The 22,927-nt window shown below is 67.4% G+C and carries 23 protein-coding genes and 1 tRNA gene; 12 read left to right on the top strand and 12 right to left on the bottom strand.

The features are described from left to right. The first annotated feature begins 10 nt into the window (after positions 1-10). The 8 genes from Q5Y72_RS17550 to Q5Y72_RS17515 all read left to right on the top strand — a co-directional run bounded on the left by Q5Y72_RS17550 (position 11) and on the right by Q5Y72_RS17515 (position 7,537). Positions 11-370: a hypothetical protein gene (locus Q5Y72_RS17550; RefSeq protein ID WP_305964721.1), complete on the top strand. Its 360-nt coding sequence runs from the start codon at positions 11-13 to the stop codon at positions 368-370. Further along, positions 360-3,032: an ATP-binding protein gene (locus Q5Y72_RS17545; protein WP_305964720.1), complete on the top strand. Its 2,673-nt coding sequence runs from the start codon at positions 360-362 to the stop codon at positions 3,030-3,032. Before Q5Y72_RS17550 ends, Q5Y72_RS17545 begins: the two co-directional genes overlap by 11 nt. Positions 3,033-3,134: 102 nt before the next feature. After that, the gene (locus tag Q5Y72_RS17540; protein WP_305964719.1) at positions 3,135-4,310 is read left to right on the top strand and encodes a flagellar motor switch protein FliM; all 1,176 of its coding nucleotides are present in this window, start codon (positions 3,135-3,137) and stop codon (positions 4,308-4,310) included. Positions 4,311-4,397: 87 nt separating this feature from the next. Then, on the top strand, positions 4,398-4,616 hold the full coding sequence (infA, locus tag Q5Y72_RS17535; RefSeq protein WP_036636451.1) for a translation initiation factor IF-1: 219 nt from the start codon (positions 4,398-4,400) through the stop codon (positions 4,614-4,616). A 4-nt stretch (positions 4,617-4,620) separates the two neighbouring features. Continuing rightward, entirely contained in the window at positions 4,621-5,241 is a 621-nt protein-coding gene (locus tag Q5Y72_RS17530) for a Maf family protein (RefSeq protein WP_305964718.1), read from the top strand. Beyond that, complete coding sequence (locus tag Q5Y72_RS17525) at positions 5,238-6,290, top strand: ribonuclease E/G (protein ID WP_305964717.1); 1,053 nt, start codon at positions 5,238-5,240, stop codon at positions 6,288-6,290. Before Q5Y72_RS17530 ends, Q5Y72_RS17525 begins: the two co-directional genes overlap by 4 nt. Beyond that, positions 6,290-6,454, top strand: a complete 165-nt coding sequence (locus Q5Y72_RS17520) for a DNA gyrase inhibitor YacG (RefSeq protein WP_305964716.1) — start codon at positions 6,290-6,292, stop codon at positions 6,452-6,454. Before Q5Y72_RS17525 ends, Q5Y72_RS17520 begins: the two co-directional genes overlap by 1 nt. A 135-nt stretch (positions 6,455-6,589) precedes the next feature. Next, positions 6,590-7,537, top strand: a complete 948-nt coding sequence (locus Q5Y72_RS17515) for an ornithine cyclodeaminase family protein (protein ID WP_305964739.1) — start codon at positions 6,590-6,592, stop codon at positions 7,535-7,537. Between the two features lie 603 nt (positions 7,538-8,140). Here the strand turns inward: Q5Y72_RS17515 and Q5Y72_RS17510 are convergent. After that, positions 8,141-8,788, bottom strand: coding sequence for a TetR/AcrR family transcriptional regulator (locus tag Q5Y72_RS17510; protein ID WP_305964715.1), 648 nt, complete (start codon positions 8,786-8,788; stop codon positions 8,141-8,143). Positions 8,789-8,932: 144 nt separating this feature from the next. Here Q5Y72_RS17510 and hpbA point away from each other — a divergent pair, with 144 nt between their 5' ends. Together hpbA and Q5Y72_RS17500 are read left to right on the top strand one after the other, a co-directional pair. After that, entirely contained in the window at positions 8,933-10,969 is a 2,037-nt protein-coding gene (hpbA, locus tag Q5Y72_RS17505; RefSeq protein ID WP_305964714.1) for an N-methyl-L-proline N-demethylase HpbA, read from the top strand. A gap of 255 nt (positions 10,970-11,224) precedes the next feature. Continuing rightward, positions 11,225-11,300: transfer RNA gene (locus tag Q5Y72_RS17500), tRNA-Phe, on the top strand. 35 nt (positions 11,301-11,335) lie between these two features. Here the strand turns inward: Q5Y72_RS17500 and Q5Y72_RS17495 are convergent. From Q5Y72_RS17495 to Q5Y72_RS17485, 3 genes are read right to left on the bottom strand one after another with little or no spacing between them, the layout of a single operon-like run. Then, entirely contained in the window at positions 11,336-12,454 is a 1,119-nt protein-coding gene (locus Q5Y72_RS17495) for a tyrosine-type recombinase/integrase (protein ID WP_305964713.1), read from the bottom strand. Further along, positions 12,451-12,690: a helix-turn-helix transcriptional regulator gene (locus Q5Y72_RS17490; RefSeq protein ID WP_305964712.1), complete on the bottom strand. Its 240-nt coding sequence runs from the start codon at positions 12,688-12,690 to the stop codon at positions 12,451-12,453. Before Q5Y72_RS17490 ends, Q5Y72_RS17495 begins: the two co-directional genes overlap by 4 nt. A 3-nt stretch (positions 12,691-12,693) precedes the next feature. Next, a complete protein-coding gene (locus Q5Y72_RS17485) occupies positions 12,694-13,521 on the bottom strand; it encodes a hypothetical protein (protein WP_305964711.1) in 828 nt (275 codons plus the stop codon). Positions 13,522-13,659: 138 nt separating this feature from the next. On the opposite strand from Q5Y72_RS17485, the gene Q5Y72_RS17480 reads away from it, so the two are divergent. Together Q5Y72_RS17480 and Q5Y72_RS17475 are read left to right on the top strand one after the other, a co-directional pair. Then, positions 13,660-13,836 carry a hypothetical protein gene (locus Q5Y72_RS17480; RefSeq protein ID WP_305964710.1) on the top strand — a complete coding sequence of 59 codons (177 nt, stop codon included), beginning with the start codon at positions 13,660-13,662 and terminating at the stop codon, positions 13,834-13,836. A 314-nt stretch (positions 13,837-14,150) separates the two neighbouring features. Then, positions 14,151-14,492, top strand: a complete 342-nt coding sequence (locus Q5Y72_RS17475) for a hypothetical protein (protein ID WP_305964709.1) — start codon at positions 14,151-14,153, stop codon at positions 14,490-14,492. Between the two features lie 298 nt (positions 14,493-14,790). On the opposite strand, the gene Q5Y72_RS17470 is transcribed toward Q5Y72_RS17475, so the two are convergent. The 8 genes from Q5Y72_RS17470 to Q5Y72_RS17435 all read right to left on the bottom strand — a co-directional run bounded on the left by Q5Y72_RS17470 (position 14,791) and on the right by Q5Y72_RS17435 (position 22,499). Beyond that, positions 14,791-15,876, bottom strand: a complete 1,086-nt coding sequence (locus Q5Y72_RS17470; RefSeq protein ID WP_371930861.1) for a phage portal protein — start codon at positions 15,874-15,876, stop codon at positions 14,791-14,793. A gap of 2 nt (positions 15,877-15,878) precedes the next feature. Continuing rightward, the gene (locus Q5Y72_RS17465; RefSeq protein WP_305964707.1) at positions 15,879-16,433 is read right to left on the bottom strand and encodes an HK97 family phage prohead protease; all 555 of its coding nucleotides are present in this window, start codon (positions 16,431-16,433) and stop codon (positions 15,879-15,881) included. Next, positions 16,433-17,683, bottom strand: a complete 1,251-nt coding sequence (locus tag Q5Y72_RS17460; protein WP_305964706.1) for a phage major capsid protein — start codon at positions 17,681-17,683, stop codon at positions 16,433-16,435. Before Q5Y72_RS17460 ends, Q5Y72_RS17465 begins: the two co-directional genes overlap by 1 nt. After that, on the bottom strand, positions 17,676-18,017 hold the full coding sequence (locus Q5Y72_RS17455; RefSeq protein WP_371930860.1) for an HNH endonuclease: 342 nt from the start codon (positions 18,015-18,017) through the stop codon (positions 17,676-17,678). The genes Q5Y72_RS17460 and Q5Y72_RS17455 overlap by 8 nt, the downstream gene beginning before the upstream one ends. Beyond that, entirely contained in the window at positions 18,014-19,759 is a 1,746-nt protein-coding gene (locus Q5Y72_RS17450) for a terminase large subunit domain-containing protein (RefSeq protein ID WP_371930859.1), read from the bottom strand. The genes Q5Y72_RS17455 and Q5Y72_RS17450 overlap by 4 nt, the downstream gene beginning before the upstream one ends. After that, complete coding sequence (locus tag Q5Y72_RS17445) at positions 19,756-20,268, bottom strand: head-tail connector protein (protein ID WP_305964704.1); 513 nt, start codon at positions 20,266-20,268, stop codon at positions 19,756-19,758. Before Q5Y72_RS17445 ends, Q5Y72_RS17450 begins: the two co-directional genes overlap by 4 nt. 160 nt (positions 20,269-20,428) lie before the next feature. Beyond that, positions 20,429-21,862, bottom strand: a complete 1,434-nt coding sequence (locus Q5Y72_RS17440) for an AAA family ATPase (RefSeq protein WP_305964703.1) — start codon at positions 21,860-21,862, stop codon at positions 20,429-20,431. After that, positions 21,849-22,499, bottom strand: a complete 651-nt coding sequence (locus Q5Y72_RS17435) for a bifunctional DNA primase/polymerase (RefSeq protein WP_305964702.1) — start codon at positions 22,497-22,499, stop codon at positions 21,849-21,851. Before Q5Y72_RS17435 ends, Q5Y72_RS17440 begins: the two co-directional genes overlap by 14 nt. Positions 22,500-22,927 lie beyond the last annotated feature (428 nt).

Genomic DNA, 22,927 nt, shown 5'->3' with positions numbered 1-22,927 from the left:
ACGGCGGCTGATGCCCGACCGGCCGCTGTTCCTGGAACGCGCCTCGTTCCGCCGCCGCCGGCTGGGCGATGCCGCGCGGGTGCTGCCGATCGCCGCCACGCTGCTGATCCTGGTGCCGGCCTGGTGGATCCCGCGATCGGCCAGTTCGGCGGGCGGGGCGGTCTGGCTGTTCGGGCTGTGGGCCACGCTGATCGTGGCGATCTGGGCGCTGCACCGGGCACTGCTGCGCGCCGAGGCCGCCACGCTGCGGGCCGAGGAAGCGGTTGCCGAAGCGGTGCGCGTCCGTGCAGGGACGGCCACCGGCACGCCTGCCGCGGCGGCGCCGGCGCCGGCCGCCGCCGATCCGGAGGGCGATCCGGGTGCCGTTTGAAACGCTGGTCGCAGGCTGCCTGGCCTATGTGGTGCTGATGTTCGCGGTGGCCTTCGCGGCCGACCGGGCGGCGGCGCGCGGGCGCATCCGCTGGCTGGATCATCCGCTGGTCTACACGCTATCGCTGTCGGTCTATTGCTCGGCCTGGACCTTCTACGGCGCGGTCGGCTATGCCACTCGCTCGGGGCTGGAATTCGCGACAATCTATCTTGGCCCGACCATCGTCTTCGCGGGCGCCTGGTGGGGGTTGCGCCGGCTGGTGCGGGTGGCGCGGATGCATCACGTCACCTCGATCGCAGACCTGATCTCGGCGCGGTTCGGCAAGTCGAACCCGCTGGCCGCGCTGATCACCCTGATCGCGGTGATCGCGGCGACGCCCTATATCGCGTTGCAGCTGCAATCGGTGCGCCTGTCCTTCGAGGTCTTCGCGACCGAGACCCCGAACGGCGCCGGGCTGAACGGCGCGGCCGGCGGCACCGCGCTGTGGGTCGCGGCTGGGCTGGCCCTGTTCACCATCCTGTTCGGCACCCGCAACCTTGCCGCCGACGAGCGTCACCACGGCGTCGTCACGGCCATCGCGCTGGAAGCGGTGGTCAAGCTGCTGGCCTTCCTGGCGCTTGGCGCCTTCGTGGTCTGGGGGCTGGCAGACGGGCCCGGCGACATTCTGGCGCGGATCGACGCGGCCAGCCGCGACCCCGCAATCGCCGAGGGCTGGATCCTGCGCGCGGACCGCTGGACCGCGCTGATCGTCGTGTCGGCCGCGGCGATCCTGACGCTGCCGCGCATGTTCCAGGTGATGGTTGTCGAGGCCGCCGACGAGGAACGGCTGCACGTCGCCGGATGGGCCTTTCCGGCCTATCTCTTCGCGATGTCGCTGTTCGTGCTGCCCATCGCCGTGATGGGCCGCGAACTGCTGCCGGCCGAGGCCAACCCCGATCTCTACATGCTGACGCTGCCCGCCGCGTCGGGGCAGAACCTGCTGGCGTTCCTTGTTTTTCTGGGCGGCTTCTCGGCGGCGACCTCGATGGTGGTGGTCTGCGCCATCGCGCTGGCCACGATGATCTCGAACCACTGGATCGTGCCGGGATGGCTTGCGCTGCGGCGCAGGCCCGCCAGCGAGGAGACCGAGGATCTGCGCCGCTTCGTGCTGAACGCGCGGCGGCTGGCTATCCTGGCGGTGATGGCGGCGGGCTGGGTCTATCACCAGGCCTCGGGCGGGGCGGCGGCGCTGGCCGCGATGGGGCTGGTGGCCTTTACCGGCATGGCCCAGGTCCTGCCGGCCATGCTGGGCGGACTGTTGTGGCGCGGCGCGAACCGGCGCGGTGCCTATGCGGGCTTTGGCAGCGGCTTCTTTTTGTGGCTGCTGCTGATCTTCCTGCCCTCGGTGGGCATCGGCCAGGCGCCGCCCTTGCCGGCTACGGTCGATCCGCTGGCCTTCAGCATCTTCATCTCCCTTTCGGCGAACACGCTGGCCTTCGTCGGCTTCTCGATCTTCGGCTTTCCCGATCCGGTCGAGCGGGTGCAGGGCCTGTCCTTCGTCAGCGCGGTCGAGCCGATCCGCCACAGCCGGATGCTGCGGGGCGAGGACCGGGCCGAACCTCTGCTGGCGATGACCCGGCGCATCTGGGGCGGCGATGCGGCGCTGGAATTCTTTCAGCAAGAGGCGTCGGCTCAGGGAAAGTCGGGCTTTCTGCCCGATCTGACGCCGAAATTCCTTACCCGCCTGGAACGCCGACTGTCGGGCTCGGTCGGGGCCGCGACCGCCCATGCCATGATCGAGCGGGTGGGCGGTGGCGTATCTCTGACCGTGTCGGACCTGTTGCAGGTCGCCGACGAGGCGCAGCGCGCCAAGGAAGAGGCGCAGCGTCTGGAAAGCGCCACCACCGAACTGGCCCGCACCGCGACGCAGCTGCGCGAGGCCAACGACAAGCTGACCGCGCTGTCGGTGCAGAAGGACGCCTTCCTGGGCCAGATCAGCCACGAATTGCGCACGCCGATGACCTCGGTCCGGGCCTTTTCCGAGATCCTCAAGACACCGGACCTGTCCGACGAGGAACGCGCGCGTTTTGCCGGCATCATCCATGACGAGGCTGGCCGGCTGACCCGGCTTCTCGACGACCTGCTGGACCTTTCGGTGCTGGAAAGCGGCCGAGCACAGCTGAACGTCACGGCGGCCAACCTGCACGACCTGATCGGCCGCGCGCTGACGGCCGCATCGGCCACCCGCGCTGACCGGGTGTTCACCGTCGATCGCGACATGCCGGCAGAGCATCTGGGCGTGATCACCGACACCGACCGGCTGCTGCAGGTCCTCATCAACGTCATCAGCAACGCCCGCAAATACTGCGATGCGGACCGGCCCGTGCTGAAGATCCGCGTGCGCCGCCCCGCCGCAGGCGGCGCGCAGATCGACCTGATCGACAACGGATCGGGCATCGACGGCCCGCGCCAGTCGCTGATCTTCGAGAAATTCGCCCGGCTCAACGATCCCGCCAGGGCGGGCGGTGCCGGGCTGGGGCTGGCGATCTGTCGCGAGATCATGGCGGCGCTGGGTGGCAACATCACCTACCTGCCGGGGCAGGGCGGAGCTGCGTTCCGCATCGACCTGCCGCCGCGGCCCCCCGCCATCGTGTCCCGCGGCCATCAGGACGCGGCGCAGTAAACCCTTTCTCAACCTGTCTTTGCCAGATTGGCCGCAGACGGGTGATGATTCGGGCGGACCATGGCAGGCGACGGGACAGGAACGGCGACAGCGGACGGGGCCATGGGCGATGGCGTCCTGCGGCGCCTGCTGCTGGCACGACACCGCGCCGAGGCGGGCGCCGGCAGGGCGCCGCAGCTGCCGCAACCGGTGCCGGCGACCCCGGCCCGCGCGGCTGCGACTGCGGTGGGCCGCGCGGCAGATCGCCTTTATCGGCTGGGGGTGCAACCGGTCGAGGTCGCGCCCGGTGCGCTGACTCTGCCCGAACTGCCCGAGCTTTTGCCGCAACCGGCCTTGCTGGTGGTCTTGCAGGGGCCGGGTGATCTGGTGGGCATGGCGGCGCTCTGCCCCGAAACCGTGACCGCGCTGATCGAGATCCAGGCCCTCGGACGGGTGACGGCACGGCCGGCGGAACGCCGCCGCCTGACGCGCAGCGACGCGATGATCTGCGCCGATTTCGTCAACGCGCTGATGGCCGAACTCGCGACCGAGATGGCCGGCGTCGAGGGCTTCGACGCGATCAGCGGCTATCGCTATGCGACCTGGCTGGACGATCCGCGCCCGCTGGCCCTGATGCTGGAGGACAAACCCTTTCGCAGCATCGATTTTCATCTGCGCCTTGGCGGATCCGAAACCCGCGATTCCAGGATCTTCATCGCCCTGCCGCAACCCGCCGCGCAGGACCGCGCCGCGCCCCGGGCTCAGCTTTCGCCGCCGGTCCGCGCGGCCGAGGCACCCGGCCCGGATGCCGCGACGCCGTCCGCGCCATCGGGCGGCAACACGCCGGTGACGTCCGCGGCTCTGGCGGGGGTGGTGCAGGCGGCGCCGGTCGAACTGGTCGGCGTGCTGTGTCGCCGCCGGATCAGCCTTGGCGAATTGCGGGCGCTGGCGGCGGGCAAGCTGCTGCATTTGCCGCGCGCCAGCCTGACCGAGGCGCGGCTGGAAACCGCCGACGGCCAGCTGCTGGCGCTGGGCAAGTTCGGCGAGGCGGATGGCTGCCATGCGATCCGGCTTCGCGACCCCGACGCGGCGCTGCAGCCGGCAGGCGCCGGGGTTTCGCCCCGGGCCGACGGCCATGCCGCGAAAGGGGTGCCCGACCGGCCCCCGGCCGAGCCGCCGATCGAGGATCTTGCACAGCCCGATGCGTTCCGGCACGATGGCCGGGCGGCGGCGCCGATCACCGGCCAGCCCCTCGCCGGCGCCCCGGAACGGGCGCCAAAAGCGGCCGGCATCGGCTGACCGCGCGCTTTTCCCTTGAATTCCACGCCTCTTGGACGCATCTAACGTCCGTCCCGAATCCTGCGGGACGATCACAACGGAGTGACCATGGCCAAGGAAGAAATGCTCGAATTCCCAGGCGTCGTGAAGGAACTCCTGCCCAATGCGACGTTCAGGGTCGAGCTGGAAAACGGCCATGAGATCATCGCACATATGGCAGGCAAGATGCGCAAGAACCGCATCAGGGTTCTGGCCGGCGACAAGGTTCAGGTGGAAATGAACACCTATGACCTCAGCAAGGGGCGCATCAACTATCGCTTCAAGTAGCCCGGTGCCTGACGCTCCGGGAATCGCTGCATCCGCGCGTCCGACGCTGGTGCTAGGCTCTGCCAGCCCGCGCAGGCTGGAGCTGCTGGCGCAGATCGGCATCGTGCCTGAGGCCCTGCGGCCGGCCGATATCGACGAAACCCCCGCCCGGTCCGAAACGCCCCGCGCCTATGTCTGCCGCATGGCGGTGCAGAAGGCCTGCGCGATCGACCTTGCCCCGCACGAGGCGCTGCTGACCGCCGACACGACCGTGGCGGTCGGGCGGCGCATCCTGGGCAAGCCCGCCGATCGCGACGAGGCCGCGCAATTCATGCGGATGATGGCCGGCCGTCGGCACAAGGTGCTGACCGCGATCGCGCTGCGCCATGACGGCCGGACCCGCCATCGCCTCGTCGAGACGCTGGTGCGGATGCGCCCGATCCCGGACCGCGATCTCGTTGCGTATCTGGATGTCGGGGACTGGCAGGGCAAGGCCGGGGCCTATGCGATCCAGGGCGCAGCCGCGGCCTATATCCCGTGGATCCGGGGATCCTTTTCTGCAGTGGTCGGTCTGCCCCTGTCCGAGACCGCCGCCATGCTGGCCGCCATCGGCATCACCCCCCGCGCCACGGAGGCCACCCCATGAAGGGTCGACAGGTTCTGCTGGATCAGCTGTTCGGCGCGCCCGCCGCCGCGCTGCTTCAGGACGGCGTTCTGGTCGATCTGCTGCTTGATCCGGCCGCCTCGGCGGTGCTCGCGCCGGGCACGATCTGCCGCGGCGTGACCGAGCGTCTGGCCAAGGGGCAGGGCGGGGTGTTCCTGCGGCTGCCCGAGGGTCAGCGCGGCTATCTGCGCGACCGTTCCGGCCTGCGCGAGGGTCAGGCCCTGCTGGTGCAGGTCGCCGGGGTCGCCGAGACGGGCAAGGCCGTGCCGCTGTCCTCGCGCCTGCTGTTCCGCGGGCGCCATGCGCTGGTCACGCCCGGCGTTCCCGGCGTGAACGTCTCGCGGCGAATCCGCGACAGCGAAACGCGCGCCATGCTGGAAGCCCTGGGAACCGGGGCGCTTGGGGCACGCGCGCACGGGCTGATCCTGCGCAGCGCCGCCGGGGCGGCCGCGCCAGAGGAAATCGCCGGGGAACTGGCCGCGCTGATCGACCTCGCCGACCGCATCATCGCCGAGACCGAGGGCGCGCCGGAACGGCTGCTGGATGCGCCCGATGCCTGGGAACAGGCCTGGATGGACTGGGCCGACCCGGCGCCGGACGACGTCGAAGAGGGCGAGGGCGTCTTTGCCGAGGCCGGGGTCCTCGACGCGATCGACGCGCTGCTGCAGCCGCGGCTGGACCTGCCCGCCGGGGCCAGCGCCTTCATCGAGGCGACCCGCGCGCTGGTGGCGGTGGACGTGAACACGGGGGCGGACAGCAGCCCCGCGGCCGCGCTCAAGGCGAATATCGCGCTGGCCCGCGACCTGCCGCGTCAGCTGCGGCTGCGCGGGCTTGGCGGGCAGATCGTCGTCGATTTCGCGCCGATACCCAAGCGCGACCGCGCCACGCTGGACCAGATCCTGCGCGCCGCCTTCAAGGCCGAAGGGACCGAAACCACGCTTATCGGCTGGACCGCGATGGGGCTCTACGAGATCAGCCGCAAGCGCGACCGGGTGCCGCTGGCCCGGCTTGCGGCCGATGGGGGCGCGTGATGGCCTGCCCGATCTGCACCAAGCCCCGGAATCAGGCCTATCGCCCCTTCTGTTCGAAACGCTGCGCCGATGTCGACCTGGCGCGATGGCTGCGCGGAGATTACGTGATCTCCCGCGAGGTCGAGGACACCGACCTCCCCGACCTCCCCGACCGCGTGGACTGACGGCGTCCGTCGCCCGGCGCGGAGCCGGTCGCGGCGGGCCGGGCATCACCCACAGCCCGCGCCCGGTCACGCGCGGGCAGGCTGCGCGGGCCGGGGGGCCGGTGACACCCCGGGGACAGGGAAGGCGGCGTGACGATGCGAAAGGACAAGCCATTGCAGATCCTGACCCATGACGCGGTGGCGGGCCGGTTGTCCTGGCCCGAGGCGGTCGAGGCGCTCCAGCAGGGCCACCTGCTGCCCCCGGCCGAAATCCGGGACGTGTTCCTTGGCCCGCCGGACGGTACGATGATGAGCCGTTCGGCCTTCATCGAGGGGCTGGGCTATGGCGCCAAGACCTTCACCGTCTTCGACGGCAATGCGACGCGTGGGCTGCCCACCGTGCAGGGCGCGATGCTGGTGTTCGACGGCCGCACGGGCAGCCTGACGGCCATCGTCGACAGTCCGCTGGTGACCGAATTCAAGACCGCCGCCGATTCGGTGCTGGGCGCAAGCCTGCTGGCGCGTCCCGACAGCGCCCACCTTCTGGTGATCGGGGCGGGCACGGTCGCGGCAAGCCTTGTCAGGGCCTATACGGCGGCGCTGCCGCAGATCACGCGGGTGTCGGTGTGGTCGCGCCGGCCCGATCAGGCGCAGGCCATGGTCGCGGGGCTGCACGGGATCGAGGCGGACCTGGCCGCCGTGCCTGACCTGCAGGCGGCGGTCGGGCAGGCCGACATCCTGTCATCGGCCACCATGGCGCGCAGCCCGGTCATCCTTGGCGACTGGGTTCGTCCCGGCACCCATGTCGACCTGATCGGCGCCTTCAAGGCCGACATGCGCGAGGCGGATGATGCGCTGATGTCGCGGGCATCGCTGTTCGTGGACAGCCGGGCCACGACCCTTGGGCATATCGGCGAATTGATGGCCCCGATCGCCTCGGGGGCGATCACCGCCGACAGCGTGCTGGGCGATCTTTACGACCTGGTGCGACCGGGCGCCCGCAGGCGGCTGTCGGATGACGAGGTGACCGTCTTCAAGAACGGCGGCGGCGCCCATCTGGACCTGATGATCGCCACATGGATCGCGCGCGTCATGGCAGGGTGACGACTTGGCGTCTCCGCCTCGGCAGGGTGGCGGGACGGACCTGCGCGCGGAACGGCCGCCGTGACAGATCGATGTCGCCGTCCGCGATGCGGATGTCATCCGCCGGGTCACCACCCCGCGCGATCCGGGGCGAGGCCGTCCGGATACACCCGCGTGGGCGGGAATGCGCGCCAAGGGTCGATCGCCATGCTTCGTATCGGCCGCGAACCACAGGCAAGGACCCGTTCCGCCTCGATGGCCCCGTCGGTGATGCCGCCATCCTGGGCCATGCGCACCTGCCCCGGCAGCCTTTGGCCGTGGCAGGAATGCCCACCCGCATCAGCGCGGAACCGTGGGGCCGCAGGCCTCGAAGCCGGGTCGGGCGCGGATGGCAGGGACGGGCTTGCTACCGCATCCCTGGCGGCGAGGGGCCTTGGCATGCACCGGCAGGCCCTCGCCGGCGACAGTGCATCGATTGCCTGCCGGGCGGCCGTTGGGGTCTGCCATGACCGATCTTCTGTCGTGCCAGCAGGCGCTTGCCATCGAAAGGGGACGGCAGGATTTCTTGGCCCCCGTGCCGCGGCTTTGGGTGGTCTGCGGCAGGGCGGGCGCCCCGCACCGTCGTCAACCCTGCTGCCGAGGTGGGGCGGCGGCCCTGACCCGGGCAGTGAAGCGCGCCATCTCGCGGTCCTCGGCGGCCTGTCCGGTATAGATTTCGACATAGGTCGGGATGCGCGCCAGCCGCGTCTCGATCTCTTCATGGGCGCGCATCGAGATATAGCCGATCTGCGTGAGATAGATGGTGCGGGCGCGCACATCGGCCGCCTGCGGGTCATGGCCGCCGCGCGTCAGCATGTCGCGCAGCGCCGAAAGCCGCCTGTCATCCGCCAAAGCGACGCGCGATGCGACGGCACCATCCTGCAGGGACCAGCTGCGCACGGCAAATTCCAGCCTGCTGTCGAAGATGCCGCACAGAAAGCAGGCCAGCACGTTCAGCATCGCCTCGGCCCGCGTCTCGGCATATTCCCGGGTGGCCCTGACCAGCGGCTCGGTGGTCCGTTCCTCCCACCCCTCGATCAGCGCGGTCAACAGCGCCTCGCGATCCTCGAAGAACCAGTAGAAGCTGGTGCGCGACAAGGTCAGCCGCCTGGCCAGCGGCTGGATCTTCACGGCGTCGACGCCGCCCTCGATCAGCGCCTGATAGCCGGCCTCCAGCCAGCCTTCGCGCGACCCGCGCCATCCCGTCTCTGCCGTCGCCTGATGTGTCTTCATGCCCGGTGATTAGCCGCGCTGGCGATTCGCCTCAAGGAAAATGTCCTCGGATGACCGGAGAATGTTCAGGCATGATTTTATAATTGACATAAGTGAACATTTTGTCGATCCTGCGCCACGACTCCCCCCTGACAGGCTTATCCGATGTCGAACGATCCACTCTTGCAGCCCTATCAGCTGAAGCACCTGACGCTTCGCAACCGGATCATGATCACCAGCCACGAGCCGGCCTATCCCGAGGACGGGATGCCCAAGGACCGCTATCGCGCCTATCATGTCGAACGCGCGAAGGCGGGGGTGGCGCTGACCATGACGGCAGGCTCGGCCTCGGTGTCGCGCGACAGCCCGCCGGTCTTCAACAACATCCTGGCCTGGAAGGACGAGGTGGTCGGCTGGATGCGGCAACTGGCCGACGAATGCCACGACCATGGCTGCGCGGTGATGATCCAGCTGACGCATCTGGGCCGGCGCACCCGCTGGGACAAGGCCGACTGGCTGCCCGTCGTGTCGCCCAGCCATGAACGCGAGGCCGCGCACCGATCCTTTCCTAAGAAGATGGAGGATTGGGACATCGCGCGCATCATCGGCGATTATGTCGATGCGGCGGAACGCATGAAGGCGGCGGGCCTCGACGGGTTGGAGTTGCAGGCCTACGGGCATCTGATGGACCAGTTCTGGTCGCCGCTGACCAACGATCTGGACGGCCCCTATGGCGGCAGCCTCGACAACCGCCTGCGCTTTACCTTCGACATCCTGCGCGGCATCCGCGAACGCTGCGGCGAGGACTTCCTGCTGGGGGTCCGCTATACCGGCGATGAATGCCTGCCCGGCGGGTTCGGCGCAGACGAGGGCATCGCGATCTCGCACAGGCTGAAGGACAGCGGGCTCGTCGATTTCCTGAACGTGGTCCGCGGCCATATCGACACTGATGCCGGGCTGACCGACGTGATCCCGGTGCAGGGGATGCGCAACGCGCCGCATCTGGAGTTTGCCGGCCAGATCAGGAAGGCGACCAACTTCCCGACCTTCCACGCCGCCAAGATCCCCGACGTGCCCACCGCGCGCCACGCCATTGCGGCGGGACTCGTGGACATGGTCGGCATGACGCGGGCCCACATGGCCGATCCGCATCTGGTCCGAAAGGTCGTCGAGGGGCGCGAGGACGACATCCGCCCCTGCGTCGGCGCGAATTACTGCCTCGACCGCATCTATCAGGGCGGGCTGGCCTTCTGCCTGCACAACGCCGCCACCGGTCGCGAAGAGACGATGCCGCACAGCATCCCGCTAGCCCCGGCCCGCAAGCGCGTGACCATCATCGGGGCCGGCCCCGCCGGGATGGAGGCGGCGCGCGTCGCGGCCGAGCGCGGCCACGCCGTCACCGTCTTCGAGGCGGCCGACCGGCCGGGCGGACAGATCCGACTGACCGCCCTGCAAGAACGCCGCCGCGAGATGATCTCGATCATCGCTTGGCGTCAGGCGATGTGCGAAAAGCTGGGCGTCACATTCCGCTACAACACCGTCGCCGGTGATGCCGACGTGGTGGACACCCGGCCCGACGAGGTGATCGTCGCGACCGGCGGACTGCCGCATACCGAGGTGCTGGAGGACGGCAACGATCTCGTCGTCTCGGCCTGGGACATCCTGTCCGGCGATGTGAAGCCCGGCCAGAACGTGCTGGTCTATGACGATGCCGGCGATCACGCGGCGCTGCAGGCCGCCGACCTGATCGCCGCGGCTGGCGCCAGGGTCGAGATCGTCACCCCCGACCGGGCCTTCTCGCCCGAGGTCATGGCGATGAACCTGGTGCCCTACATGCGAAGCCTGCAATCCCGCGACACGACCTTCACGGTGACATGGCGGCTGATGGCGGTGGCGCGCGAGGGCAACAGGCTGCGGGCCACGCTTGGCAGCGATTACGGCGCCGTCAGCCGCGATCGGGTCGTCGACCAGGTGGTGGTCAACCACGGCACCCGGCCGCTGGACGATCTGTATTTCGACCTGAAGGCGCTGTCCTCGAACCTGGGCGAAGTCGATCACGAGGCGCTGATCGCAGGACGTCCGCAAGAGGTGATGCGCAACCCCGAGGGCCGCTTCCGCCTTTACCGCGTCGGCGATGCGGTGGCCGCGCGAAACACCCACGCCGCCATCTACGACGCCCTGCGCCTGGTCAAGGATCTCTAGGCGCCTTGTCGCGCGGTTGCACCCGCTGATCCCTCCGCGCGACCGGACCGGGGCAAGCATATCAGAGGCTCGTCCCGAAGGCGCCGCAACCACGCAGGCCGTCAGGGTAGCGCCGGCAGGCTCGCCATGGGCCGACACGGCCGGCCCGGCGGTTCGACCTCGTCGGCCGGTGCAAGTTTCTCGCTTTTGGGTCTGGACAGGCCGCCGCGCCAGTCCTAAACAGCCGACGTCCGGCATCCCTTGGATGCCGCCGGCGCCCGGATAGCTCAGTTGGTAGAGCAGCGGATTGAAAATCCGCGTGTCGGCGGTTCAAATCCGTCTCCGGGCACCATTCTTTACCCTTTGTTTCCAAGTGATTAGCCTGCATCAGGCTTTGCTCCTTTCATCGGGTTTGACGGTTTTCGGGAAGGGTTTGACAACTTTAGTTCGCCGTTCGATCTCGGAATCCAGCAGATCGGCGGCGATCCGGTTGCGCTCGGCAAGGTCGGCATCACGGGAATACCACGCGGCCATTGCCTCCTCGGACTGGCCCAGGAAGTCCGCGATCTGGCGAAGGTTCATGCCGCCTTCACGCAGGATCGTTCCGACTGTGTGGCGCAGTCCTTTCAGTGTCAGGTCCGCCGAAAGGGTGCCCGCCTCGACCTGCTTGGCCCGCCAGCGGTGCCAGACAGTGGCGAATCCGTCATACGTCCACGGTTTGCCCTTGGTGCTGGCAAGCACCGTCAAGGCGTCATGCGGCGGGGCAGCGTCTAAGGCTGCTCGCAGCCGGCCGGTGATCGGCAGCGCGACCTCGCGGCCGGTCTTGCCCCGGTTCGCCCAAATGACGCCATCCTTGATCTTGTCTCGCCGCAGGTTCAGCGCGTCGGACGGGTCCAGCCCCGTGTTAGCCATCAGCGCCACTGCAACCCGAATGTGCGGCGGGGCCAGCGACAGAACCACGTCCAATTCGTCCACGGTCCAGGGTCGGTTCGCGCGTCGCCGCGACTTGGGGCGAGGCTTCGGAATGACGGCGCCGGCCGGGTTGGTGGCGATTAGTCCCTTGGGGATGCAGTAGCGGAACACCTCGAACAGGAACGTCCGCAGCATGTTCGCTTGCCGCCATCCCAGCTTGGAGGTCGCCTTGTCGTGGATGGCGGTAATCAGCGGAGTGTCCAGCCGATGCGCTGGCGTGTCCATGATCGGTGCGAGGTAGTCAGCGACCTTCCGATAATCCTTGCGGGTGCGATCCGACAGCGTGTCGCTGAAATGCTCGGTCCGGTAATAGGCGGCGATCAGTCCGCCCAACGTCCCGGCCTTCGGCTCCTTCGCCTTCACGGCCTCGGTCAATGCGCGGATGCGCTCGCACTCGGCAAAGAACGCGGCGCTGCCTAGCGGGGCGGCGTCCAGGTCGATCTTGTGCCCGGTCGCGCGGTGATAGCAGCGTTCCTTGAAGGGCGGCTTCTTATCCCGGAATATCTTGAAACCCTTGACGCGGATCACGCTCATGCCAGCCGCCCCAGAATAGCCGCATGGCTCGCGTCCTCGATCCCGGCTTTCTCGGTTTCGATCCACTGGTCCAAGTCGCGCTTGTCATAAAGCGGGAAGCGGCCGCCGATGTTGACGGTTGGAACCGGGCAGAGCGCCTTGAAGTGCTTGGCTGCTAGCCCGCAATAGGACGCAGCCTCGGACGCATTCAGCATCCGCTTTTCCACTACGTTCAGGTTGAGGGTTGCAGCGGCCATGCGTCAGCCCTCGCCCGCGACTTCATTGCCGACGATCTTAAGCCGGGCGATTTCATGCCGGTCGTGAAGCTCAAGATACCGGCTGCGCTCCTCGTTGGTCTTGTGCCGCCGCTCGTCAGGGGCGATCAGCTCGCCGTCCTCAATCCGGCTGCCCTGTAGGGCCAGCAGTTCCTGCGTTTCCTCGAAGTTCAAGCCGACGTAAATCCAGCGGCCTTGCTCGTCCTTGTCCCAGGCGCGGAAGAAGTTAGAGTTGGGGGAATAAGGGTTCGGTTCCGGTGCAGGGTCGGGGATAGAAAAATCCGGCAGTTCATCGCCCGCAACGATTGCCATCAGTTGGGAACGGACTTCTGCAATCAGGCGATCCACTTGAAGCAGTTGAACGGCAATGGGCAGCTTTGGCTCTTCGGGCATCCCCTCATAGAGAACTTTCAAAGCCCAGTCGTCTGCGCCCTTCATGGGATAAGTGGCGATGGTGTAGTTCTGCTTTTCCCGCTCCAGCCCGAAGATCAGGTTCTTCGCGCGGCGTTCGATAGTCTCCGCCAGTGTTGCCGAGAACTTCTGTGGAAAGCCGATATGGTTCATTTTGTAGGCTGCGGCGATCATCAGAACCTGCCCGCCCGTGAACATCCTGCGTTTGCCAGTGCCCGGATTCACCCAGGTTCCGTGTAGACGGACGAGACCACGTGCCGGGTTGACGAAGTGTTCGATTGCTTTCGGGGTTGCGCCCGTAATCGCGCAAACATCGGCCACCAGGAACTGCGGCTCGTCCCAAATTTCTTTCGCCTTCCAGAATTGAGCGGCCCAGTCGGCGTGTTCGGTGGCGTCAATCATCTCAAGCCCCATAGTATGAGAGAACTGTAGCACCATGTCGCGGGGCTATGCAAGTCCCATGCAAAGGGGCTTGTATAGTCCAAGCCGGTCAACTCACCTCCGATGAACTGTGACGACATACGGACGTGGGACGGTCACATGGATGACCTTCCCGCAAGGAAGGTCTCGCGCGTCCAGCTCTACACACTTGACCAGCCAACGCTGGAACTCCGGTGCCTTCCAGTCGGAAAGCCCGGTTTCTTTGGTGTATTGCTTGCGGACGCGATCCCGCAGTTTCCGCGCCTTATGGGAAAAGCCCATGACATGATCCTTTGAAGGTTAGAGGGTCCAGTGACCGCCTATCCCTGCCGCGCCATCCGCGCTGCTCCAGATCGTGCCGTGTGTTGCCGAACCGTGACCATCGGGGCTGCATCGGCTTGCTGCCCCTGTGTCGCAATGCGACCTGTCAGCAGAGACTCACATTTGTGCTTCGTCGTCAATAGGTCGGTGTCGGTGCTGTTGCCCCGAGGCTTCTCAGCGAATATTCGCAGAGCATTCTCTCGCATCCTAGTAGACGCGTTTTCAAGTGTGGGCTACTGAGTCGGGCATGCTCACAGACGCGTGAGCATCTCAGGGGATTGAGGATAGAGATGAAGAGAGTTCTTATCGCAATATTTTCACTTTCGTTCCTAGCTGCCTGCGCGCCGCCCGACCCAACGTCGCCTGCCCAAGCGATGGCGCGCCGCGGGGCGGCCTATGAGCACGCCGCTAGGAACTGTGGCGGAATGGCAGGAGGGTTTAATGATATTGTCATGATGCGTGATCAAGCAGCCCTGTCCTACGCACAAGCGAGAAAGCTTGGCGCCACAGAGGCCCTCATTGAACAAGAAAAGAAAGCTGTTGCGACCGCAGTTGGCGGTGCCGAATTTTGGGTAGGAAAGGGCGAAACGTGCAGCAAGCTTGTCACCGAAGCAGCAATGAACGCGGCTTAATAATCTAGCGCTGCCTCGATGTATAACATCCAGTGCTGCGGGAAGCTGAAGAAAGGGGCCGGTGCATCATCCCGATGCCCCGGCCCCTGCCCAGACGCGGGCGATGGCACTTGCACGTGCCGCGTTGGATGGCCCCGGTGCAAGTCCGTGCCAGCCTGCGCCGCGCCCCCAAAGGATCCCAAGGGGCCGCGCCGTGACGGGGTTGTTCGGTCGCTGAACCGGGACACTCGCCGTCTTGTCCCAGGCGATAGGCGGGGGAACAGATGAAACCCGCCAGGCACGCCCGCGCCCTATCTCATCAGTCTGCCCAATCCACGAACGACAGCGCGTCCTTGACCGTCGCATCGTCCAGGCCCGCCTCCTTCGCCTGAACCATCGCCTGCAGCATCGCGCCGAACGCCCGCGCCTTGCCGCCGTGGTCGTAAGCCTGCATCGGCCGCACCACGTCCAGCGTCACCGGCTGGCCCAGCTTGGCCGTCGCTTCCTCGGCCACGATCAGGGCGAGAGGTTGCAGCACCAGTTGCGCCAGGTGCCGCTGCGCCTCCCGCACCAGCGGCCCGGTGGTGGCGCGGTTCAGCAGCCCAGGCAACACGCCGTAGCTCATCAGGATCGCGTCCCGTGCGGCCTGCAACGTCTCGGCCGTCATGGCCCGTTGCAGGTCAGGGGTCAGGCCCTCGACACGCTGGCCGAGTTGCGGGTTCATGCCCGCCGCCGTCGCCTGCGCCACGCCCTCGATCACCAGGGCCGCACCACGCGCGCCTCGGAAGGATCGCCGCATCGCCGCCATGTCGTCGCTGCTTCCTTCGGGAAGCGGGATGATCTGCGACCCCAAGGGCGCGTCCCGATACACGTCCCGCAAGGCCGTCTCGACCTCTTGCAGCAACTCGGCCGAGAGGGACGCCCGGTGCAGGGGTGCCGTGCCCGCCCATGGCGTGACCGGGGAACTGCCGATCCTGATATGAAGAACCTCGGCCGCAAGCACCGTCTGCGACGTGCCCCCGCCGATCTCCGACACGCTGACCCGGTAGGCGGTCGGCTCGCCATGCAGGGTTTTCATGTCCCAGTCGGTGACAGGCAGCAGCTTATCCCGGATCAGGAACACCGCCTCGCCACGCAGGGCCAGCGCGCGGGCCAGCATCGCCAGCGTCCGCCGGTCCAGCATATCGGTGCCGACTACATCCGCCAAGACGAAGCCGCTTTCCCAGAGGGACACGCAGGATTGCACCGTCGCCGTCAGCTCGGCCATGTTGGACCGGCCCGACAGCCACTCGGCCCGTGCGGCGATCAGATCGGCCGTGTATCCGGTGGCGATGGAGCGGGTTTCGGGGGCCGGTCCAGATTTGGACACACCGCCGCGCCCTCTGAATACATCAAAAAACCCCATCGTCAAAGCCTCCATCGGTTGAGCGCATAAACGGGGACGCGAACCGGCTGGCGGTCCTGGTGCGTCTCCCAAGTCCGCGCCTCGATCTGCGCCTCGGGATAAGCGGGCCGGGTGACGGTCGAGACCTCGAACAACTCGGCCGCCGTAATCGTCCGCAGGACGCCGCTGGCCCGTTGCACGATCCGTTCGCCGCCATGGGGGACGCGGAAGCCCGGCGACAAGCCCCGGATCAGCCCGGCCCGGTGCGCGGCGATGAAGTCAGCCGCCCAGGTGGTGCCGCCCTCGATCTCGGCTTCCACCGTCAGCGCGTCGTCGCCATCGGTCAGGTGCAGATTGCCCGCCGACCGGGATGCCAGCGGCCGGTCGTAGCTGTGACCGGCCAGCAGGTGAATGTCAGCGCCCGCCTCGATCCGGGCGGCGAAGGCACGGGGGGCGATCCGCTCGAACCGCCCCGGCGCGATTTCCGCCTCGGCCCCATAGGGGAACGTGGCGCGAAGGCGGGTGGTCCCGCCCTCGGCTCGCAGCTCAAGGCTGCCGTTGTGACCGCCCCAGAGCATCAGGCCGCCCCGATGCCGGTGAGGATCGCCAGTTGCGACCCGCGCGCCACGGTCACGTCCGCCGTCATCAGCGCGGTCAGGCGAAGGGTGCCCGATTGCGCGTCCGAGTAAGGATCGCGGATCACGTCCAGCCCGCCCCAGATGCCGACATAGAACGGGGCGATGCCGCCCGTGTTCGTCGTCAGCACCGCCGTGCCTTCGGGCAGCGTCGGGGCCAGCGCGATCTGACCTGCGGGGATGTGCTTCACCAGCCGATCCCACTGCGACACGGCCGTGCCCGCGATCAGGGCGTCATCCAGATCGGCCCAGATTTCCGGGTTGAAGCCCATGCGGATGTCGCCCGGCGACTTGACCAGGTTGCCGTCCATGAACGCGACCGCCGCCGCGCGGAACGCGGCCCAGCTTGCCGCCGCTCCCACGGCCGTCTCGCTGATGCCGTAGTCGTCGGCCCCAGTGATGATGCCCAGAGGCTCGCCATTGGTGCCGCTGCCCATCAGGATCGCCCGGTCCAGCTCGGTCTGCACCGCCGCGTTCATGTCGCGCCGGATCGCCTGTTCCAGCCCGTCGCCGGCCTGCTTGAGCGCCTTGCGGGTGATCCGCATGTGAACGCCCAGGGTGTGATCCGGCTCCAGCATCCGTTCCGCGAAGTCGAAGGGTTGCGGGCCGGGGACGTTGGCGCCCTCGGTCGGTGCCCAGCCTGCCACCGCGCCCGCCGTGGCGACGGGAATGGCGACGGCGCCCGAGGTGATGTTGATGACCTCGCCGCCCAGGCGCGAGGCGACGGACGCGGGGAAGATGCGATCAATCAGCGGCCGGATCGTGACCGGCTTGGGCACGTCCGCCGACACAGTGGTGCCCGCGACCAGCTCGCGTTGCTCCAGCGCCGCCAGCGGAACCGGGATGCCCCGATAACCGCCATGCGACCGCATTTCCTGCACGATCTCGGCCGTCTGCCCGGTAAGGCTCCGGCCTTCCTCCAGCGCGGCGACGATCTGGCGCATCTCGAAGCCTGCGACCAGATCATCCCACTGGCGACCGGCGCGGGTTTCCAGATCGGCCCCGGCTTCGCGCCGTTCGGTATCCTCGGCCGTCAGGGCCGCCCGATAGCGGGTTTCGTTGGTGCGATACTCGCCGTCCAGGGCTTCCATGGACCGGGTTTCATCCTCGGACGGGGTTTCCTTCCCGACAAGGCTTGCGAGTTGCTGGCGGATTTCGCTTTGCCGCCGTGCGATCTTCACAGAATCAAGCATGTGTTTCCTCGTTGCTCGATAGGGGTTTGTTGTCGGCCGTCAGCTCGTTGACAGCCTTCCGCCAGCCGTGGCGGTCGTATGCGGGCGGCTTGCGGCCAACCTCGACATGAGTTTTCGCCGCGTGACACGATGGACAGCGCATGGCTAAATTTTCGGGGTCATAAGCCAGGTCGGGCCGCAGCCGGACCGGGATGATATGGTCGCACTCCAGGCGGCCCCGGCCCTTGCCGCAGTCCACGCATTTGAAGCCGTCGCGTTCCATCACGGCCATGCGCAGCGTGTGCCAGCGCGGGCCGCGCGTGACGCGCTTGCTGTGGCGGGTGTAGTCCCTCACGCCCATGCCACCCTCGCTTTCCGCGTGGGGGCCGCCAGCATCCGCTGACCCTGCGCCACGGCCAGCACGGCCGCGCAGGCCGCATCGATCCGGCCGAGACTGCGCGCCTTCGCCAGCTTGGAGTTTTTGGCCGGGTCATTCAGAACAATGGCGTCCGACATGGCGGAGCGCAGCAGCAGGGACGGGATGCACCGCACCTCGCCGTCGAACAGCGCCCGCCGGAACCGCTCCACATCCTCGCTGCCGTCCTTCCAGCCAAAGCCGCGATAAACGAACGGGACACGCAGGCCCGCCTTGTCCAGCGCCTCGGTGAACTCGGCATGGCGGAACCTGTCTCCGACGATGCAAGCCGGGGTGATGCCGTCGAGCTTGCGGACGATCTCGGCCAGCCACGGACCGGGCGGCACCGTGTTCTCGCCCATCACCGACAGCTCGCCGCGTTCCTGCATCTGCACGTATCGGTCGGACACGCCGTCAGCCGCGCCACGATCCGCAAGGCCGGGAACGCTCGGGAACGTGCCCAAGGCTTCCAGACGGCCCGTCTGCGGCCAGTAGAACGCCGCTGCCGACATGGACCGCGAACCGCCCAGGTCGATGCCCAGGATGCACGGCCCCTCACGCGGGGGCAGGTCGTCGGGGTCCACCTCGGACGCCAGCCATTCGTCCACCGTGACCAGCAAGCTGCGATCCTCGGTGCTGACACGCTCGTTCCGGTTCAGGTTGCGGAAGCTCGACAGGGCAGAACCGCCGCGCGCAATCGCCCGCCGCGCCTGCGCCACCAGCCACTCCGCCGTCGAGCCGATGCCCTCCACCGCGCCGGGGTTGGCTTGCAACAGGCTTTCCAGATCATCAGCAGGCAACCCGAACGCGGGCCGGTGTTCCTGCACGAAGGTTCCCGGCGGGGGTTCATCCAGCCAGCGTGAGAATGTGTTGCTGTCGTCAGGGGCGGACGTGCTGATGATCAGCGCCCGGCCGTCACGCTTGCCCAGGCCCGACAGGATCGCGTTTTCGAGGTTGTCGCCCTTCTCGCGCTCCCAGGCGGCCCGCTCATCCATCAGGGCCAGCGTGGGGGCGCCGCCGAGGATCGACTTGCCGTCCGCCGGGATGACCCGGATCAGCCCGCCGCCATTGTCGGGATACTCGACCTCCAGCTTGGACCCGCGCCGGATTATGAACTGCTCCCGCTCATCCTCGGGCAGTCCCTCGATGAAGCCGACGACGAAGCCGAAAGCCGTTTTGGCCTGATCCCGGTTTCGCGCGGCGAAGAGGATTTCCCGCTTGGGCTGCGCGTCCCACACGCCCATGAGGCTGCCCAGGGCAAGGCCCGCCGATAGCGCCGTCTTGGCGTTACCGCGCCCGATCGACAGACAGGCGACCATCACGCCGTCCGCCAGGGCGCCCCGCACGAACCTGCGCTGGAACTCGGCCAGTTGCAGAGGCTGACCTGCCTTCGGCCCCTCGGGAACGGTCAGCGTCTCCAGGAAGGCAATCGCCTGATCGGCCAATTCCTCCCCGGATTTTTTCGGAAGAGGGAAAAGAACAGGTAGCCGCCGGACTCCCCACATTTGGGGAGTCCCGGCATTGGGACCAGACAGCGCCACAGCGCCCCGCACAGCGGCCTTGCGCTTTCCCGCGTGTCCCTGACGCTGCGCCTGCTTGTCCGCCTCCAGCGCCGCCTGTGAGCCGCTGGGAAGGCCGTCCTTGCGTGGCCTGCCGCGTGGCCTGCCGGTCGGCGCGGTCATGCCCTGACCCTCCGATACCGCGCGCAGATACGGGCAGCGGCTGGCACAAGGCCGGGCCTCACGTCCACGCTGCCCCGGTTGTCATAGGCGAAGGCGGCCTGTTCCATGATCGCCAGTTGCAGGTCGTCGGGAACGCTGGCGGACGTATCGGCAAACCCCGCCTCATAGGTCAGGGCAATCGGGCCGGTCATCGTCTCGGGAAGGATCAGGACAGGCCAGCGCCCCGGCATGATGCTGTTGACCAGCGGTGTGCCGTTAGCCGTCACCTCAGCATCAGGGGCAAGCGGGCCGACAGGCAGGGGAATGATGTCGCCGCCCTCGGCCAGCACGGTCAGGCTGATCGTCTGCCGCGTCAGGGCGATCTCGCAATAAGCCTCGATCTCACGGGCAGCCGCGAGGATGTATCGCTGGATCAGCAAGTCCTCGTCGTCGTGCATCACGCGCAGGTGATGCTTGGCGTCCATCAGGGTCACGGGCGAGGCCAGCGTGGGGGTGCGGGTGTAGGTCATGGGGTGGCCTCTTGAGCGGTCCGACACGCCACCGCTTCCGTCGCCACACGCCCGCCAAAGGTGGTGCATCCCCTCCAAGGGGTGCGCACACACCTAGGGGTTATAGGGGTGTGTGACAGAAGGGGGGATGAAGGTGGGGTGAAGGGGGGGATGAAGGGCGTCATTCTGCGGCCTCCAACCACGTCACGGGGCGCGACGGCGACCCGCCGTGAACGACTTTGACCTTCCCGCTTGCAAGCAATTTCTCCATTGCGGACCGCAGGGCTTTCTTGGTGCAGCCCTCCGCCTCGGGGTGGTCGGCGAACACCTTGGGCGCGTAGTTCAGCCCGCCTGCCGCGTTGACCCTGCGGCCCTGCATCGTGACCTCGCGCAGCAGAGACAGGAACACCCGCTCGCCCTTGGCACCGGCTGCCAGTGCATCCAGCCCTTGCGGCTCGGCATCGCGCAGGAACACGCCTTCGGTCCAGGTCAGGGTCATCTCGCCCCCGATCCGGCCATAGTTCGCCTTCTTGGTGGACAGCACCCGCTTGTCCGGGTCCGGCTCGTATCCGTCCTGAACGATCCGCTCCAGGTAGAGCCGCGACCGGACGCTGTTGTTCCAGGCGGTGCTGCCGCTCGTCCCGCTGCCGCTGGAAAGCCCGGTGAGGGACGGATGCCCCAACAGCAGGACCGCGCATTTCTGGCGCAGCGCCAACCCGCGCAGGATGCCAATGAACTGCCGCACCGCCGCGCGGTCGTTTTCGTTGGCGGGGAACAGGTCTGCCAGTGTGTCCAGCACGATCAGGGACGGCTGGTCATCCTTGGCGCGCGCCTCGATCTCATCGAACAGCGCCGTCTGCATCAGGGCGATCTTCGTTTCCACCGCCAGCAGCGCATCCTCGCCAGCGAGGGAACGCAGGGTCAGCCCGCCTAGGTCGGACCATTCCAGGCGCATCTGCCGCCTGATCGCGTCCAGGCGGATATGCAGCTCGTCATCGTCATCTTCGGCGGACAGGAACAGCGCCCTGCCCTTGGGCACCGGGATATTCAGCCATGCGCGCCCGGTTGCGGTGCTGACAGCCATTTGCAGCGCAGCCAGCGACTTGCCCGTGCCGCCGTCACCAGAGAACAGCGTGACGTTCTTCTGGGGCACCAGCCCTTCGACCAGCCACTTCCGGGCAGGCACAGCCCGGCCGTCCAGATCGGCGGCCGAATAGAACCGCGACGTGCGCTCCGGCTGCGGAACGATCAGGGAAGGCGCGCGCCGGTAGTCGGGCCGATCCTCGGGATGCTGGGGTTCCTCCATCCCCTTCGCCAGTCCACTGCGGATCGTGGCAAGCGCAGCATCTGCGCCGCTCTCGCTCGCCAGCCCGTTCGCCTGCGCCGCCTGCAACAGCGCCGCCTCGACCTCGGACGGGTCGAGATAGCCCGCAGCGACCTTGTGCCCCAACTTCACTGCAGCGTTGTTCAGGGTGTTGTTGCGGGTGCCGTTCATGGCGCGCGCAACAATCTGCGCTTCGCTTTCCAGCGCGCGCTGCGCCCATTTCTCGCCGCGCTTGGCGCTTTCCAGCGCGGTCAGGTCCGGCGACCACTTGGGAAGATCAAAGGCAACCATAATCGCCTCCTTCCCAGCAGTATTCCGGGCCGGACAGGTCAGGCAGGGACGGGGGCAGCACGATATAGCCGCCGTCGCCCCGCACATCGACACCTTCGGCCAGGATGCCCGCAGAGTTCTTGAGCGGGCCGGAATAGCGCATGAACACATGCAACCCGCCGCTGGGGGTCTTGGCAATCACGGGGGACATGGTGAAGGGGTCGATACCCGCAGCCCGCAGGTTCGCCAGCCCGTCCACGCCGTTCTTGCGGTCGATGTCCAGCACGACGACGCCGGACCGTGCGCCCGTGGGCATCCCGATCATGGCAAGCGGCCACTTCGCCCACCAGGCGCGGATTGTGGCCGCGTCGGTCGTCGCGCGGCGGTGCGTCAGGTCAGGGTGCCCGTCCGTGCCCTTGCCCCATTTGACCAGCGGCTTCTTCTCGCCGTTGATCTTCATGGCCGGGAACACGGGCAGCCCTTTGGCCGCGTAGGACAGGGCGGCTTTCAGCAGCTCCTTGCGAAAAAGCCCGGCGCGTTCGGCACGGGTGCCTTGATAGGACCGGCCCGGTTCGCTATGATCGTCAGTGAAAGCACTGCTATGCAGTTCAGCCCCGGTTGCGCCCGCCAGCGCGCCGGGGTTTTCGTTTTCCGCCATCGCTGCGGGTTTGACATTCTCGGGGTAAGCCGTTGATCTGCCAAGCGCGGTTTGACGCGCTGTCCGGCTGCAAGTTCTTGATAGTGCTCGGTTAGCTTCGGCTTGAAAATCCGCGTGTCGGCGGTTCAAATCCGTCTCCGGGCACCATCTGAACTCGTGAGATCGACGGATTTCTTGATCCGATGTCTCGTTCGGCATGTCCCTGATCCTTGTGGCGGAAGGTTTGGCGATCTGGGTGTGGCGGCATGCGACCCTCGGCAGCACAGCGCGAGCCCCCTGGCACAGACATTCCTGTCAGCTTCTCGTCTCGGGCCCCATATCCCGACACCCTTCGGCCCCGTCATTTGAACGCTTACAGCTTGTCCCGGTGCTGCCGGACTTACCGCCTCGTGTAGCGCGAGGCTGCCTTCCGGACGGACTTAGGTTGC

The sequence above is a fragment of the Paracoccus spongiarum genome (assembly GCF_030732095.1).
In the GTDB taxonomy this organism is placed as follows: domain Bacteria; phylum Pseudomonadota; class Alphaproteobacteria; order Rhodobacterales; family Rhodobacteraceae; genus Paracoccus; species Paracoccus spongiarum.
Note: the sequence above shows the minus strand (reverse complement) of the source record. Positions and strands in the feature narration are given on the sequence as shown.

What these genes read in the sequence shown, in the direction of transcription:
- Q5Y72_RS17550 (WP_305964721.1), top strand. Translation starts at nt 11, where the DNA reads ATGCCCGACCGGCCGCTGTTCCTGGAACGCGCCTCGTTCCGCCGCCGC.
- Q5Y72_RS17540 (WP_305964719.1), top strand. Translation starts at nt 3,135, where the DNA reads ATGGGCGATGGCGTCCTGCGGCGCCTGCTGCTGGCACGACACCGCGCC.
- infA (WP_036636451.1), top strand. Translation starts at nt 4,398, where the DNA reads ATGGCCAAGGAAGAAATGCTCGAATTCCCAGGCGTCGTGAAGGAACTC.
- Q5Y72_RS17525 (WP_305964717.1), top strand. Translation starts at nt 5,238, where the DNA reads ATGAAGGGTCGACAGGTTCTGCTGGATCAGCTGTTCGGCGCGCCCGCC.
- Q5Y72_RS17520 (WP_305964716.1), top strand. Translation starts at nt 6,290, where the DNA reads ATGGCCTGCCCGATCTGCACCAAGCCCCGGAATCAGGCCTATCGCCCC.
- Q5Y72_RS17515 (WP_305964739.1), top strand. Translation starts at nt 6,590, where the DNA reads ATGCGAAAGGACAAGCCATTGCAGATCCTGACCCATGACGCGGTGGCG.
- Q5Y72_RS17510 (WP_305964715.1), bottom strand. Translation starts at nt 8,788, where the DNA reads ATGAAGACACATCAGGCGACGGCAGAGACGGGATGGCGCGGGTCGCGC.
- hpbA (WP_305964714.1), top strand. Translation starts at nt 8,933, where the DNA reads ATGTCGAACGATCCACTCTTGCAGCCCTATCAGCTGAAGCACCTGACG.
- Q5Y72_RS17495 (WP_305964713.1), bottom strand. Translation starts at nt 12,454, where the DNA reads ATGAGCGTGATCCGCGTCAAGGGTTTCAAGATATTCCGGGATAAGAAG.
- Q5Y72_RS17490 (WP_305964712.1), bottom strand. Translation starts at nt 12,690, where the DNA reads ATGGCCGCTGCAACCCTCAACCTGAACGTAGTGGAAAAGCGGATGCTG.
- Q5Y72_RS17485 (WP_305964711.1), bottom strand. Translation starts at nt 13,521, where the DNA reads ATGATTGACGCCACCGAACACGCCGACTGGGCCGCTCAATTCTGGAAG.
- Q5Y72_RS17480 (WP_305964710.1), top strand. Translation starts at nt 13,660, where the DNA reads ATGGATGACCTTCCCGCAAGGAAGGTCTCGCGCGTCCAGCTCTACACA.
- Q5Y72_RS17475 (WP_305964709.1), top strand. Translation starts at nt 14,151, where the DNA reads ATGAAGAGAGTTCTTATCGCAATATTTTCACTTTCGTTCCTAGCTGCC.
- Q5Y72_RS17470 (WP_371930861.1), bottom strand. Translation starts at nt 15,876, where the DNA reads ATGGGGTTTTTTGATGTATTCAGAGGGCGCGGCGGTGTGTCCAAATCT.
- Q5Y72_RS17465 (WP_305964707.1), bottom strand. Translation starts at nt 16,433, where the DNA reads ATGCTCTGGGGCGGTCACAACGGCAGCCTTGAGCTGCGAGCCGAGGGC.
- Q5Y72_RS17460 (WP_305964706.1), bottom strand. Translation starts at nt 17,683, where the DNA reads ATGCTTGATTCTGTGAAGATCGCACGGCGGCAAAGCGAAATCCGCCAG.
- Q5Y72_RS17450 (WP_371930859.1), bottom strand. Translation starts at nt 19,759, where the DNA reads ATGACCGCGCCGACCGGCAGGCCACGCGGCAGGCCACGCAAGGACGGC.
- Q5Y72_RS17445 (WP_305964704.1), bottom strand. Translation starts at nt 20,268, where the DNA reads ATGACCTACACCCGCACCCCCACGCTGGCCTCGCCCGTGACCCTGATG.
- Q5Y72_RS17440 (WP_305964703.1), bottom strand. Translation starts at nt 21,862, where the DNA reads ATGGTTGCCTTTGATCTTCCCAAGTGGTCGCCGGACCTGACCGCGCTG.
- Q5Y72_RS17435 (WP_305964702.1), bottom strand. Translation starts at nt 22,499, where the DNA reads ATGGCGGAAAACGAAAACCCCGGCGCGCTGGCGGGCGCAACCGGGGCT.